The 14095-nt window shown below is 71.4% G+C and carries 11 protein-coding genes and 1 pseudogene; 8 read left to right on the top strand and 4 right to left on the bottom strand.

The window, feature by feature from the left end:
• Nucleotides 1-580: 580 nt before the first annotated feature.
• Nucleotides 581-919, top strand: a complete 339-nt coding sequence (locus GT042_RS01665; RefSeq protein WP_161306903.1) for an MmcQ/YjbR family DNA-binding protein — start codon at nucleotides 581-583, stop codon at nucleotides 917-919.
• 178 nt (nucleotides 920-1097) lie between these two features.
• Entirely contained in the window at nucleotides 1098-1550 is a 453-nt protein-coding gene (locus tag GT042_RS01660; RefSeq protein WP_161306902.1) for a DUF5707 domain-containing protein, read from the top strand.
• A 25-nt stretch (nucleotides 1551-1575) separates the two neighbouring features.
• Here the strand turns inward: GT042_RS01660 and GT042_RS01655 are convergent, their stop codons facing one another.
• On the bottom strand, nucleotides 1576-1875 hold the full coding sequence (locus GT042_RS01655; protein ID WP_161306901.1) for a DUF427 domain-containing protein: 300 nt from the start codon (nucleotides 1873-1875) through the stop codon (nucleotides 1576-1578).
• Nucleotides 1876-2434: 559 nt separating this feature from the next.
• On the opposite strand from GT042_RS01655, the gene GT042_RS01650 reads away from it, so the two are divergent.
• Entirely contained in the window at nucleotides 2435-2971 is a 537-nt protein-coding gene (locus tag GT042_RS01650) for a hypothetical protein (RefSeq protein ID WP_345943641.1), read from the top strand.
• A gap of 168 nt (nucleotides 2972-3139) precedes the next feature.
• On the opposite strand, the gene GT042_RS01645 is transcribed toward GT042_RS01650, so the two are convergent.
• The 3 genes from GT042_RS01645 to GT042_RS01635 all read right to left on the bottom strand — a co-directional run bounded on the left by GT042_RS01645 (nucleotide 3140) and on the right by GT042_RS01635 (nucleotide 5640).
• Complete coding sequence (locus GT042_RS01645; protein ID WP_161306900.1) at nucleotides 3140-3547, bottom strand: SH3 domain-containing protein; 408 nt, start codon at nucleotides 3545-3547, stop codon at nucleotides 3140-3142.
• 200 nt (nucleotides 3548-3747) lie between these two features.
• Nucleotides 3748-5277, bottom strand: a complete 1530-nt coding sequence (locus tag GT042_RS01640; protein ID WP_161306899.1) for a UDP-N-acetylglucosamine 1-carboxyvinyltransferase — start codon at nucleotides 5275-5277, stop codon at nucleotides 3748-3750.
• A gap of 162 nt (nucleotides 5278-5439) precedes the next feature.
• Nucleotides 5440-5640, bottom strand: a complete 201-nt coding sequence (locus GT042_RS01635) for a DUF4236 domain-containing protein (RefSeq protein WP_161306898.1) — start codon at nucleotides 5638-5640, stop codon at nucleotides 5440-5442.
• A gap of 373 nt (nucleotides 5641-6013) precedes the next feature.
• On the opposite strand from GT042_RS01635, the gene GT042_RS01630 reads away from it, so the two are divergent.
• The 5 genes and pseudogenes from GT042_RS01630 to GT042_RS40035 form a co-directional block, all read left to right on the top strand.
• A complete protein-coding gene (locus tag GT042_RS01630) occupies nucleotides 6014-8935 on the top strand; it encodes an alpha-L-rhamnosidase (RefSeq protein WP_161306897.1) in 2922 nt (973 codons plus the stop codon).
• Nucleotides 8932-10230 carry an extracellular solute-binding protein gene (locus GT042_RS38595; RefSeq protein ID WP_161306896.1) on the top strand — a complete coding sequence of 433 codons (1299 nt, stop codon included), beginning with the start codon at nucleotides 8932-8934 and terminating at the stop codon, nucleotides 10228-10230. Before GT042_RS01630 ends, GT042_RS38595 begins: the two co-directional genes overlap by 4 nt.
• Nucleotides 10227-11216, top strand: a complete 990-nt coding sequence (locus GT042_RS38590) for a sugar ABC transporter permease (RefSeq protein ID WP_161306895.1) — start codon at nucleotides 10227-10229, stop codon at nucleotides 11214-11216. Before GT042_RS38595 ends, GT042_RS38590 begins: the two co-directional genes overlap by 4 nt.
• Nucleotides 11213-12091, top strand: a complete 879-nt coding sequence (locus GT042_RS01615) for a carbohydrate ABC transporter permease (protein WP_345943640.1) — start codon at nucleotides 11213-11215, stop codon at nucleotides 12089-12091. The genes GT042_RS38590 and GT042_RS01615 overlap by 4 nt, the downstream gene beginning before the upstream one ends.
• A pseudogene (locus GT042_RS40035) lies at nucleotides 12075-14095 on the top strand (hypothetical protein); the annotation flags it as partial. The gene GT042_RS01615 and the pseudogene GT042_RS40035, both read left to right, overlap by 17 nt.

Raw genomic sequence — 14095 nt, 5'->3', positions numbered from 1 at the left:
CGCCACGCGCCGGCGGTCGCCGCCCGCCCGGCCGCCGGTCTTCGGCGCGCGCCTCCGCGCAGGCCCTTCCGCTGCTCCGACGTCCGGTGCTCCGACGTCCCGTGCTCCGACATCCCGCGTTCAGAGGTCTCGCGCTCCGACCTCCCGTGCTCCGACGTCAAGCGTTCCGCTCTCCCCTGCTCCGGCGTCACGCGCGGGCTCCTTCGCGTCCGCCGGAGCGACCGCGAGATCTGAGTGCCACCTCCTCCCCGCAGGGGAGCGGGGTGCGACAGGCGTGGCGGAGTATGTGCTGCATACCTGCGGGATTCCTCACGGGAGTACGTGGCCGGGCAACCGGCGTGCCGGGCCGGCGGGTTGACGCGTGCGGTCGGGCACGGCCGGGACGACGGGCCCCGGTCGTGATCATGAACAGCCTTCCTGTGCGCCGGCCCTCAGCTCATTGACGCGCCGGGCCCGGCCCGGTGTTTCACCAGGCCCCGCGCCGGGAGGGAAGACGCGTCCGCGCGTCCGCGCGTTCCGCGAAGAACCTGTGAATTTCCGGCGGCCTCGCCGCCCGTCCGGGCCGTCTAAAGTGGTCGCCGTGACCGACGCCGACGATGTCCGCCGTATCGCGCTCTCCCTCCCGGAAACGGTGGAGAAGGAGGCGTGGCGCATGCCCACGTTCCGGGTGGCGGGGAAGATGTTCGTCACGGTTCCCGACGATCAGTCGTCGTTCGCGGTGCGCTGCCCGCGGCACGAGCGTACGGAACTGATCGCGGCGGAACCGGAGAAGTTCTGGGTGCCGCCGCACGAGGCGAGTTCGGCGTGGGTACGGGTACGGCTCGGCGCGCTGGACGACGTGGACGAGCTGCGCGACATCCTGGTCGACTCCTGGAAACAGGCGGCGCCGGACCGCCTGCTGGAGACCTTCCGCACCTGACCCGGTGTGCGGGTTCTCCGCTCCCGGTCTCTTCCGCCCCCGGTCTCCTCCGCTCCTACTCAGGCCGACCTGAGTGCGTGTGCTCATGCCCGGGGCGTTCCACGCGGCGAGGATCGGTGCGACGGCGCGGCCGAGAGCGCCGGTCGGATCCCGCTGAGACGATTATGGAGAACCACTCATGTCCCGTCGTATCGTTCTGTCGCTGACCGCCGCGGTTGTTGTTCTCGGGGGCGCCGGGGCCTTCGCGTTCGCCCAGGCCGGGGAGCGGTCCCCTTCGCTGGCGCACAGCACGGCCCGCTACGCGGCGCCCGTCGGCGAGCGCGACGGTTCGCTGACCTTCACCACCGACGTCACGTCGTCCTCCGGCGTCAAGGACGTGAAGGTCCTGGCCTGGCCGGCCGACTCGTCCTTCGCGGAGCGGGGGCTGACCGCCAAGGACATGGCGACTGCCGAGCCGGCCACCTGCAAGCCCCTGAACGAGGACACGGTGCGCTGCACCTACAAGGTGGCGGTCACCACCACCGACGCGAAGGCGTCCCCCCGCGGCGCCTGGCACGTCGCCGTTCTGGCCGACGCCAAGAACGGCACCACGACCCTGAACACCAAGGCCGCCGACTTCACGGTCGCCTGACCGGCCGGCGTCCCGGGGCGAGGTGTCAGCTCACGGTCACCTTGCGGTCGAAGGCCACGTATCCGCTGAAGTCCCGTCCCACACGCTCGATCGCGGACGCCGGCGGTCGCGGATACGACCAGGCCGCGTCCGCGTGGGCGCCCTCGGCGGTCCGTACGTCGAAGTACTGCGCCTCGCCTTTCCACGGGCACGTGTAGGGGGTGTCGCTCTCCGACAGCGCCTGAGAGGCGACCGCCTCCGCCGGGAAGTACCAGTTGCCCTCGATCGAGACCACGCCGTCGTCGTCCGCGTCCGCGAGGACCGTTCCGTCGAGTACCGCCTGCATCAGCCGTTCCTTTCCGAGGTTCCGCGACGGCTCCGGTGACCGTCGCGCACGGTGCCCGGCCCACAGTAGGGAGAAGCACCGGACCCCACACCGTCCGCCCCGGCGTCGCGGCGACGGGTCAGCCATTTGCCCCAACCCACGCGGAGGACCGGACGAGGCGCGGCGGACTTGCGCGGCAGTGGCCGCGAGGGCCGTAGTCGTTGCCGGAGTCGAGCAAACTACTGCGCCTGCCCCTGTGTGGGAGTGTCATGCGTGTCGTGTACATCACGCCTGACGATCCGTCCTGTGCATGTGCCGCCTCGGCGCGCACGGGGCTGGGGATGTGGGGCCGGTCCGCGGCGTTGCCGTGGAAACGAAGGAGGGTGCTCTCCGAATCCGTCGGGTGACCGTGCGTCAAAGTGCCTGCGGTGTGTAGCGATTCCAATGGAACACGCCGTTCCGGTGGGGCGTGTGGTGAGGATGGGAAGGCGTACCGCTTGGTGCGCCTTCCGATGTGCGCACACCCGGATGCCTGTTCGGGCTGTCGGGGTTGCGCGCTTCTTCTGGGGGGGTCGTGCACGTGAAACGTGTGTATATGACGCTGGTGGCGACGGTCGCGGGGGCGGCGTTGTCGTTGATGGGTACGGGGGCGGCTTCGGCGGGCACCGGTCCGGGGGCGACTCCGCAGCGGCAGGCCGCGAACGCCGCGGTGGGGGCGGCGGGTACGGAGGCCGGGAATCCCCTCAGCGCGGTGGCGACGGCGGCGGAGGTGTGCGCGGACGCCACGCAGATCGGCACGACGGAGTACATCTACCGGGATACGGAGACGATCGCCTCGGTCAAGCAGTTCTACTCGCCCAGCTGCCACGAGAACTACGCGTATGCCTGGGTGTGGAAGTCCTTCCTGGACCAGAATGTCAGCTTCGACCTGACTCTCGGTGTGTGGGCGTACGAGCGCGGCGGCCTGGTCGGTGAGCGAGCGGTGGTCAACACCCACGCGCAGGAGTTCTGGAGCTACGCGGCCGACACGGCCGACGAGTGCACCTCGGCCGACGCGACGATCGACATCCCCGACTACCCGGTGCCGCTCAGCACCCGTACGTCCAAGCGCTGCTGACGAGACCTCACCCTGCCCCGCCCTCCGCGCGCGGCCTGCCCGGACTCGGTGGAGCGATTTCGCCGGTCCCGGCGCACCGGTGCCCCGCCGGTTCGAGACCGTGCGGGGCACCTCGCGCGTCGACGCGGTGGCCGGCCCGGCGCGGGCGGGTGTTTCAGTGCGTCACGTTCAGCACCACGGGGGGATGCCGTTCACGTTCTCGATCCAGCGGGCGGCGACCCAGCCGCCGCCCTTCAGCAGGTACCAGCGGGGATTGCCGTCCACGACCTCGCCGTTGACCTTGCACTGGATGTCGATGACGGCGCCGTGCGGGATCGCGCCGATCGCCTTGTAGTTCCTGTTCGGGGTCTTGCGAATGCTGACCCCGATGGCGGGAGTGACCCGCCCCCGGTAGACGGCAGCCGCCTGGGCCTGCTCCGTCTGCTCCGCCTGCGCGGTCTGGCCGGTCTGCACAGTGGAGGAGGCCGGCCCGGCCGGATCGGTGTCGGCGACGGCGGGAACGGCCAGCGCCGTCCCGGCCAGCAGAACCCCGGCGAGCACGGAGACGATCCGGTGCCCGTTCGTCGGTAAAGTCATGGCGATTTCCCCAAGTTGTCGGTGAGCGCCCGGGTACTTCCCGGTAGCGACACCTTCATGGCACAGCCCGAGCACGACAGCCCCCTGTTCGTACGAGCGAAACGCCGACTCCCACCCGGATGGGCCCGCCCCCCGGGGCGCCGCGGTGCTGGCCACGCCACCGGGCTCCGACCCGGGGTTCGCGCTGCGGCATCCGTACGTCAGATGTCCCGGAAGATCTCGATCTGGGCGCCCACCGAGTTGAGGCGCTCCGCCAGGTCCTCGTAACCGCGGTTGATGACATAGACGTTGCGCAGGACGGACGTCCCCTCCGCCGCCATCATCGCCAGCAGCACCACCACCGCGGGCCGCAGGGCCGGGGGGCACATCATCTCGGCGGCTCGCCAGCGGGTGGGGCCCTCGACCAGGACCCGGTGCGGGTCGAGGAGTTGGAGTCGGCCGCCCAGGCGGTTGAGGTCCGTGAGGTAGATCGCGCGGTTGTCGTACACCCAGTCGTGGATCAGCGTCTTGCCCTGGGCCACCGCCGCGATCGCCGCGAAGAACGGCACGTTGTCGATGTTCAGGCCGGGGAACGGCATCGGGTGGATCTTGTCGATCGGTGCCTCCAGCTTGGAGGGGCGTACGGTCAGGTCGACCAGGCGCGTACGGCCGTTGTCCGCCGCGTACTCCGCCGTACGGTCGTGGTCGAGTCCCATCTCCTCCAGCACCGCGAGCTCGATCTCCAGGAACTCGATCGGCACCCGGCGGATCGTCAGCCGCGACTCGGTGACCACCGCCGCCGCGATCAGGCTCATCGCCTCGACCGGGTCCTCGGAGGGGGAGTAGTCGACGTCCACGTCGATGTTCGGCGTGCCGTGCACGGTGAGGGTGGTCGTACCGATGCCGTCGACCCGTACGCCCAGGGCCTCCAGGAAGAAGCACAGGTCCTGGACCATGTAGTTGGACGAGGCGTTGCGGATGACGGTCGTGCCGTCGTGGCGGGCCGCGGCCAGCAGCGCGTTCTCGGTCACCGTGTCACCGCGCTCGGTCAGGACGATCGGGCGGTCCGGCGCCACCGTACGGTCCACCTGCGCGTGGTAGAGCCCCTCGGTCGCGGCGATGTCGAGGCCGAAGCGGCGCAGGGCGATCATGTGCGGCTCGATCGTGCGCGTACCGAGGTCGCAGCCGCCGGCGTAGGGCAGCCGGAAGGTGTCCAGGCGGTGCAGCAGCGGGCCGAGGAACATGATGATGGAGCGGGTACGGCGGGCCGCGTCGGCGTCGATCGCCTCCATGTCCAGCTCGGCGGCCGGCACGATCTCCAGGTCCACGCCGTCGTTGATCCAGCGGGTGCGCACCCCGATGGAGTTCAGCACCTCCAGCAGCCGGAAGACCTCCTCGATCCTGGCCACGCGGCGCAGGACCGTACGGCCCTTGTTGAGCAGTGAACCGCAGAGCAGCGCCACACAGGCGTTCTTGCTCGTCTTGACGTCGATGGCGCCGGACAGCCGGCGCCCGCCGACGACCCGCAGATGCATCGGTCCGGCGTACCCGAGCGACACGATCTCGCTGTCGAGCGCCTCACCGATGCGCGCGATCATCTCAAGGCTGATGTTCTGGTTGCCACGCTCGATGCGGTTCACGGCGCTCTGGCTGGTGGCCAGCGCCTCGGCGAGCTGGGTCTGGGTCCAGCCCCTGTGCTGCCGGGCGACGCGGATGAGCTTGCCGATGCGTGCGAGGTAGTCGTCTGCCATAGGGGCAGGCTATATCAGCTGTGAGATAGGAAAGGGGCCGGGGTGGGCCGTTGGAGTGATGCACCAGGTGCATGTCCGATGGTCGCCGCCCCGGCCCCACCCCGCCATCGGGGTCCGCCGTACGGGTGTGTCTCCGCTGTGACTCCGCGCCCGCGCCGCGGGTCAGCTCTTCTTGGTCTTCGTGGTCTTGCGCCAGCCGAACGGACCCGGCAGGTCCATCGACGTCGTCCTGCGCCCCGTGCTGCTCGACGTGTGGCGCGGCCCGTGCTTGCCGCCGCCCGTGGTGACGGACCAGGAGCGGCGGTTGATGTTGAGCCGCACCCCAGGCAGGATCCGGAAACTCTTGCGGAACGTGATCGGCATCGTGCGCCTCCTCTGTCTCTGTCTGGCGTACGGGTGTCCCGTCCGCGCCGATCCATGCCACCGAACGCCACCCAACGCGTTCCGGCCGTGGGGAGGATGACATCGCGTCACCTGTCGACCATCGTTTTAACGCTCTCTCGTGTGGTAATCACACCGCATATCCCGTGGGGCGGCGCGCCACGCCCTGACGTGCGTGTCCGTATAGGGCGTTTGGACCCTTTATCTGCCGCCGAGTTGACACCAGGTCGGCACTCTTGACACCCCTGTGGGCGGCTCATAGTCTCCACGCCACGGAATTCACGTTAGATTCACGTCAGATTTCACATTCGACGTGGTCGTGTGCGCTGTCGCGGCGCCAAGGAAGGACGTGCTCGTGTCCGGATCCCCGGCAGCGGACGCACGGACCCCGAGACCCCCCGCCCCGCCGTCCGGCCCGCGGCCCTACGCGCTGCGGTGCGACCACCGCACCACCCCCCTCGGTACGGACGAGCCCGCGCCCCTGCTCTCCTGGCGGCTGGAGTCCGACCGGCGCGGCGACGACCCCGTCGCCTACCGGGTCAGGGTCGCCGAGGATCCCCGGGACCTGGCCGGCGGCGGACGGCCGCTCTGGGACACGGGGCGGGTCGCGGACCCGGACGCGGTGGGAGTGGTCTACGGCGGGCCCGCCCTGACGGCCCGTACCCGCTACCACTGGCGTGTCACCGTCTGGCCCGCCGGCCCCACGCCCCTGCGGCCCGCCGAGGCCACCTCGTGGTTCGAGACCGCGATGGCGGACGACCTGATGACCGACCACGCGGCAACCGGCGCCGACCCCTGGAGCGCCTCCTGGATCGCCCACGACCCCCGTCCCGTGGACGTCGTGGACGCCCCCACCGACGGCGTCGTCGCCCTCGACCACCACGGCCTCGCCCCCTGCCCCACCCTGCGCCGGGCCTTCTCCGCGGCGCGCCCGGCCCGCGCCCGCCTCTACGTCAGCGCTCGGGGCCTGTACGAGGTCAGGATCAACGGCGCCCGCGTCGGCGACGCCGAACTCGCCCCCGGCTGGACCGACTACCACCACCGCGTCCAGTACCAGACGTACGACGTCACCGACCTCGTCCGGGCCGGCGAGAACGTCCTCGCCGCGACCCTCGCCGACGGCTGGTGGAGCGGGTTCGTCGGCTTCGAGCCCCGCAGGGCCGGCGCCCACTACGGCACGTTCCCGCAGCTGATCGCCGAACTGCACCTCACCGGCGCCGACGGCCGTACGACCAAGGTCGTCACCGACCCCGCCTGGCGCACCGCCACCGGCGCGATCCGCCACGCCGACCTGCTCATGGGCGAGTGCCACGACCTGCGGTACGCGGCCGACGGCTGGGACCTGCCCGGGTTCGACGACTCCGGCTGGTCGCCCGCCGTCGTCACGGACACCGACCACCGGCTGCTGGTGGCCTCACCCGACGAACCGGTCCGGGCCACCACCACCCTGCTGCCCCGTACGATCACCCGCGTCGCGCCCGGGAGGCACCTGGTCGACTTCGGGCAGAACCTCGCGGGGCGCGTACGGCTCCGCGTCCCCGCGCTCCCGGCGGGCGGCCGGGTGGTCGTCCGGCACGCCGAAGTCCTCGACGGGACCGAGCAGTTGTACACCGCCAACCTCAGGACGGCCGCCGCGACCGACGTCCTGGTCGGCGACGGGCGCGCGAACGTCATGTTCGAACCCCGTTTCACGTACCACGGCTTCCGGTACGCCGAGATCAGCGGACTCCCCGACGTCGACCCGTCGGACGTCGTCGCCGTCGTCCTGCACAGCGACACCCCGTGGGCCGGCGCGTTCGACTGCTCGGACCCCGGCATCCGCCGCCTGCACGACTGCGTCTCCTGGGGGCAGCGCTCCAACTTCGTCAGCGTCCCGACGGACTGCCCGCAGCGCGACGAACGCCTCGGCTGGCTCGCCGACGCCCAGGTGTTCCTCCCCACCGCCGCGCTCAACGCCGACGTCGCCGCGTTCTTCACCAAGTGGCTGCGGGACGTGGACGACGCGCGCACCCCCGACGGCGGATTCACCAACGTCGCCCCCCGCCTCGCGGGCGTGGACGACGAGGGGGCGCCCGGATGGGGCGACGCCGGGGTGATCATCCCGTGGCACCTCTACCGTACGTACGACGACCCGCGCTTCCTCGCCCGCGCGCTGGACGGCATGCGCGCCTGGGTCGACCTGATCCACCGTCACAACCCCGACCTGCTCTGGCGGAAGAGGGTCGGACCGCACTTCTCCGACTGGCTCGCCCCCGGCACCCCCACCCCGCGCGACGTCATCGCGACCGCGTACTTCGCGCGCAGCGCCAGGATCACCTCCCTGGCCGCGGACGTCCTGGGGGAGCGGGAGACGGCGCGGCGGTACGGGGAGCTGGCCGACGCCATCGGTGCCGTGTTCGCCGAACAGTTCGTCACGACCGGGCCCACGACCGGCGTCACCGCCGACGAGACCTCCGTACGCATCGAAGGCGACACCCAGACCGGCTACCTCGTCGCACTCGCCTTCGAACTCCTCCCCGCCGACCTCGCGGACGCCGCCGCCCGCCGCCTCGCCGAACTGGTCGAACAGGCCGGCCCCGCCCTCACCACCGGCTTCCTCGGCGTCGCCCTCGCCGCCCCCGTCCTGGACGCGCACGGCAGGGCCGACCTCGCCCACGCGCTTCTGCGCCGTACGGACCACCCCTCCTGGCTCTTCCCCCTGCGCCACGGCGCCACCACCGTGTGGGAGCGCTGGGACGGCTGGACCCCCGAGGGCGGCTTCCAGGCGGCGTCCATGAACTCCTTCAACCACTACGCGCTCGGCTCCGTCGGCGAATGGCTCTACCGCGGGGTCGCCGGGCTCGGCCAGCGCCCGGACTCCACCGGCTACCGGCACCTGAGCGTCCGGCCCCACCCCGGCGGCCTCACCCACGCCGGCGCCCGGCACGAGTCCGTACGCGGCGCGATCGAGGTCCGCTGGACCCGGGACGGCGACCGGTTCGAACTGCGGGTCCAGGTGCCGCCGGGCGCCACCGCCGACGTCCGCGTCCCCACCACCGACCCCGCGTCGGTCCGCGAGTCGGACACGCGCGCCGAGGACGCCCCGCACGTCACACCGCTCACCACCGGCCGCGACCACGCCCTCTACCGGGTCGCCTCCGGCGCGTACCGCTTCACCAGTGTGTACGCCGACACGTCCCCGACGGCCCGGCTCCCGCACGCGCTCCGCCAGGACCGGCGCCGACCGAGCCCGGCGGCGGCCTCGTTCGCCGGCACCCACGAGGAGGACACACCATGAGCACCGGCTCCCGCGCCCGCCCCGCCCGGCGTACGGTCAGCCGCCGGGGATTCCTCCGCATCGGCGGCGGGGCCGCCGCCGCCACCGCGCTCCCCGGCCTCGCGGCCTGCTCGGGCTCCAACTCCGGACGTGTGCGGATCGTCGGGGTCACCGACCAGCAGAAGCCCCTCGACGAGCTCCTCCCGGTCTACCTCAAGACCCACCCGGACACGGAGTTCTCCACCTCCTACGCCCCCACCGACCAGGTGCAGACCGTCGTACGGACCCAACTCGCCGGCGGCAACGCCCCCGACGCGCACGTCCTGTTCCCCGGCAGCGGCAGCGCGATGTCCATGGTCGAGCTGGCGAAGGGCGGACTCCTCACCGACCTCTCCGACCAGGAGTGGACCAAGGGCATCCCGGACAGCTTCGACGCCGCGTACCGCCACGACGGCAAGACCTATCTGTACTCGGCGGGCAGCAGCGTCATCGGCGCCGTCTACAACAAGAAGGCCTTCGCGAAGGCCGGGGTGTCCCCGCCCCGTACCTGGAGCGAACTCCTCACCGTCTGCGCCAAGTTGAAGGCGAAAGGCATCGTCCCCCTGGCGCTCGGCGCCCAGACCCCCTGGGTCACCCAGCTGATCACGTACGCGCTGGTGCCCGACGCCGTCTACGCCGACAACCCACGCTTCGACGACGACATGGCCGCCGGGCGGACGAGCTTCGCCGACTCGGGCTGGGCCGACGCGATGGGTAAGTACCAGGAACTCCAGCGCCGCGGCTTCTTCAACGACAACCCCAACGGCACCACCTTCGAGCAGCAGACCGCGATGGTCGCCGCCGGGAAGGCGGCCATGGCCGTCCAGGTCTCCGCCGTGCTGGCCATGTACCGCGAGGCCACCCGGACGCCCCAGGATCTCGGCATGTTCCCCTTCCCCGGCGGCGAGGACCCGGCGAAGGCCTGGATCCCCGCCGGGATCGTCGTCGGCCTCGGCGTCGCCGCCCGCGCCGACAACAAGGAGAAGGCGAAGTCGTTGATCGCGTTCCTCGGACAGCAGGAGAACCTCAACCGCTGGGCCGCCGCCGTCTCGGCGATCCCCCTCACCCGGGACGCCACCACGAAGATCGATCCCATACTGGCCGACTTCCTGCCCATCGTCGACGCCGAACGCGCCGTCCCCTTCATGGACCAGCGCTGGCCCAACGCCGAGGTGCAGCCCGCCCACTTCGCGGCCGTACAGGACCTGCTCGCGGGGGAGACCGACGTCGAAGGAGCGCTCGGCCAGATGGACAAGGCCTACAGGATGGACTCGTGAACTCCCTTCCCGGGACGACCACTTCGGACGGGAACAGGCCGCAGGACCCGGCCGGCACCGGCACGGCCGCCCGGCCCGGCACCCCGGGCCCGGTCCGCCGGAAACGGGTCCGCCGCGACCAGACCGTACCGCCGTGGGCCTTTGTCGTCCCGGCTCTCGTCGTGTACGCCGTCGTGGTCCTCTACCCGAGCCTCGCGGGGGTCGTGTACGCCTTCACCGACTGGTCCGGCATCGGCGGCTTCTCCTTCATCGGGCTGGACAACTTCCGCACCCTGCTCGACGACGACCGCGCCCTGGAGTCCGTCGGGAACACACTGATGCTCACCGTCGCGGTGGTGGTGGTCCAGAACGCCATCGGCCTGCTCCTCGCGCTCGGTGTGAACACGAACATCCACTCCCGGTCGCTGCTGCGGGTCATCTTCTTCGCCCCCGCCGTCGTCAGCCCCGTGATGGTCGCGTTCCTCTGGAAGTACGTCTACAACCCGGACAACGGCGCCGGACTCAACGGGGTCCTCGGCGCGATCGGCCTCGGCGGGCTGCGCCAGGACTGGCTCGGCAACCCGTCCCTCGCCCTGTGGTCCGTCGCCGCGATGGTGATCTGGCAGTACGCGGGCTACTCGATGGTCGTCTTCCTCGCCGGGCTCCAGGGCGTGCCCGTGGAACTCCACGAAGCGGCCCGGATCGACGGCGCCGGGACCTGGCAGCGCTTCCGGTACGTCACGTGGCCGCTGCTCGCCCCGGCGCTGACCATCAACCTGATGCTGTCGACCATCGGCGGACTGAAACTCTTCGACCAGGTGTACGCCGCCACCAACGGCGGCCCCGGCACGTCGAGCGAGACGCTGTCGACCGTCCTGTACAAGGAAGCCTTCGTGTTCGGGAAGTTCGGCTACAGCACCGCCGTCGCCCTGGTCCTCGCGCTCTTCGTCGCCGCCGTCTCCTTGGTCCAACTCCGTTACCTACGCGCCCGGGAGGTGACCGCGTGAGCGCCACCACGCTCGCGGAAAAGCCCGAACGACGGACGGAGGAGAAACGCAAGCGCCGTCCCCGGTACGGGAGTTACGTCCTCGAACTGGGCATGGCCGCCGCCGCGGTCGTCTTCCTCTTCCCGGTGTACGCGCTGCTGACCCTGGCCCTCAAGGACCCGCGGCAGATCGCCGATTCGCCCCTGTCATTGCCCGCCCCGCCCACCCTGGGCAACTTCGGCGACGCCTGGACGTCCGCGTCCCTCGCCTCCGCCCTGGTGAACAGCGCGATCATCACCGGGTTCAGCCTGCTGCTGCTCATCGTCCTCGGCTCCACGGGCGCCTACTACCTGGCCCGCACGGCGAAGGGGCTCGGCTACGGGCTGTACGTCCTGTTCCTGCTGGGGATCGTCCTGCCCTTCCAGCTCGGGATGATCCCGCTGTACAAGCTGGTCGACAACCTGGGCTGGCTGGGGACGTACCACGGCATGGTCCTCTTCTACACGGGCATCCAGCTGCCGTTCACGATCTTCCTCTACACCGGGTTCATCCGCGCGCTGCCCGCGGACTACGCGCAGGCGGCGCTCATCGACGGCTGCGACCACCGGCAGGCGTTCACCCGGATCGTCTTCCCGCTGCTGCGGCCCATCACCGGGACCGTGATCATCCTGAACGCGGTCTTCGTCTGGAACGACTTCTTCACGCCGCTGCTCTACCTGGGCGGCTCGGGGAAGGAGACCGTGCCGGTCGGTGTCTTCTCCTTCGTGGGCCAGTACGTCTCCGACTACGGGCTCGTCTTCGCCGGCCTGGTCCTGGCGGCGCTGCCGATCCTGCTGGTCTTCCTCGTCCTCCAGCGCTTTGTGATCAAGGGGTTCGCGGGTGGCCTCAAGGGCTGAGGGGGCGGCCGACCCGCTCCCTGGCCCGCCCGGGCGGGAGCGTCTGCCCGCACGCCTTCCCGCGCGGGTCGCGGAGCTCCTCGCCGACCCGCCGCGCGCCTTCTCGCCCACCGCCATCTGGTGGTGGAGCGGCGAGCCGCTCGACCGGGCGCGGCTGCGGTCGCAGCTCGAACGCTTCGCGGAGGGCGGGGTGTTCCAGCTCGTCCTGCTCAACCTGGCCCCGTCGGGGCCGCTGTTCGGCTCCGACGCCGACGATCCGCCGTTCCTCTCCGACGCCTGGTGGACCCTGCTCGAAGGGGTCTGCGACGACGCCCGCGCGCTCGGCGTCAGCCTCTGGTTCTACGACCAACTGGGCTTCTCCGGCGCCGATCTCCAGGCCCGGCTCGTGGACGAACGGCCCGCGTTCGCCGGCCGCCGCCTCGCCCGCGTACGGGCCGTGGCCGACGGCGGGGGAGAGCTGTGCCTCCCGCCACGAGGCGAGCCGCTCGCGGCTTCCGCGCGACCCGTGGACGAGGAGGACCGGGCCGTGGGCCCGCCGATCCCCCTGTCCTTCTCCCACCCCGCCCCCGAGTCGGACGGCGCGGTGGTCGTCCGGGCCCCGGACGGTCCGGGCCGCTGGCTCCTGACGGTCCATCACCACACCCCGCAGGGTTTCGACTACCTCGGCGCTGACGCGTGCGCCGCGCTCCTGGACGCGGTGCACGGCTCCTTCGAACGACGTCTGGGGGAGCGGCTGGGCACGGTCGTGGTCGGCTCGTTCCAGGACGAACTCCCGGCGCTGCCCACCTGGTCCGCCGACTTCGCGGAGACGTTCCTGCGGCGGCGCGGCTACGACCTGACCACCCACCTGGACGTGCTGTACGACGACGAAGGCGGCGGCACCTCCGATCCCGACGTCCTGCGCACCCGCCGCGACTACCACCTCACCCGCGCCGAACTCGCCGAAGAGGCTTTCTTCCGCCCCCTCGCCGCCTGGCACGAGCGGCACGGCCTGCTCGTCGGCTGCGACCAGCAGGACCCGGCCCGCGCCGGACACCCGGTCGCCGGGGTCGAGTTGTACGCCGACTACGCCCGTACCCACCGCTGGTTCTCCGCCCCCGGCTCCGACCATCACGGCGACGCCCGTATCCACTCGTCCCTCGCCCACCTCTACGGCAGGGCGCGCACCTGGATCGAGGCGTTCCACTCCACCGGCTGGGGCGGCACGCTGGAGGAGACGTACGACTGGCTCCTGCCCTGGCTCCGCGCGGGCGCCACCCTCTACAACCCGCACGCCGTCTACTACACGACCAAGGGCGGCTGGTGGGAGTGGGCACCGCCCGGCACCGACTGGCGTCAGCCCTACTGGCGGCACCACCGCGTCTTCGCCGACGCCGTGACCCGGCTGTGCGCGATCCTGAGCCTCGGCAGCCATCTCTGCGACGTGGCGATCCTGCTGCCGACGACGACCGCCCAGGCCGGTTCCGCGCTGGACGGGGTCTCGGCGGAGGCGGTACGCGCGCAGTCCACGTACCTCGAACTGGTAGGCGACATGTCCTGGTTCAGGACCCGCCCCGGCCTCATGGACCGGCTGGGCCTGGACGCGGACGTCATCGACGACGCCTCGCTGGCGGGCGCCCAGGTCCGGCGGCCGGTGCCCGCCGCCACGATCGCGCGCCTCCATATGGCGGACGAGGCGTACGCGGCGGTGGTCCTGCCCGCGTGCACGGTCCTGGAGGAGGAGACGGCGCGCCGGCTGATCGAATTCGCCACGGCGGGAGGGCGGTTGATCGCGCTCGGGGCCGTCCCGGAGCTGATCCTCGGCCCGGAGGGGGCGGCGGCGCTGGAGGAGATGCGGGCGTGCTTCAAGGACGGCCGGGCCACGTTCCTGCCCGCGACGGACGACCTGCGGACCGAACTTACCGGTCTGCTGCCGGAGTTGACCGCGTCATGCACCGAGCGGCGGGAGCAGCGGGAGCGGCCGGGCCAGCCGGGCCAGCCGGGCCAGCCGGGCCAGCCGGGCCA

Source organism: Streptomyces sp. SID3212 (assembly GCF_009865405.1).
In the GTDB taxonomy this organism is placed as follows: Bacteria; Actinomycetota; Actinomycetes; order Streptomycetales; family Streptomycetaceae; genus Streptomyces.
This window is presented reverse-complemented; position numbering and strand designations above follow the sequence as displayed.

Bases quoted from the DNA above. Each gene is read 5' to 3' on its own strand.
- GT042_RS01635 (WP_161306898.1), bottom strand. From the start codon at position 5,640: ATGCCGATCACGTTCCGCAAGAGTTTCCGGATCCTGCCTGGGGTGCGG.
- GT042_RS01640 (WP_161306899.1), bottom strand. From the start codon at position 5,277: ATGGCAGACGACTACCTCGCACGCATCGGCAAGCTCATCCGCGTCGCC.
- GT042_RS01645 (WP_161306900.1), bottom strand. From the start codon at position 3,547: ATGACTTTACCGACGAACGGGCACCGGATCGTCTCCGTGCTCGCCGGG.
- GT042_RS01660 (WP_161306902.1), top strand. From the start codon at position 1,098: ATGTCCCGTCGTATCGTTCTGTCGCTGACCGCCGCGGTTGTTGTTCTC.
- GT042_RS01655 (WP_161306901.1), bottom strand. From the start codon at position 1,875: ATGCAGGCGGTACTCGACGGAACGGTCCTCGCGGACGCGGACGACGAC.
- GT042_RS38595 (WP_161306896.1), top strand. From the start codon at position 8,932: ATGAGCACCGGCTCCCGCGCCCGCCCCGCCCGGCGTACGGTCAGCCGC.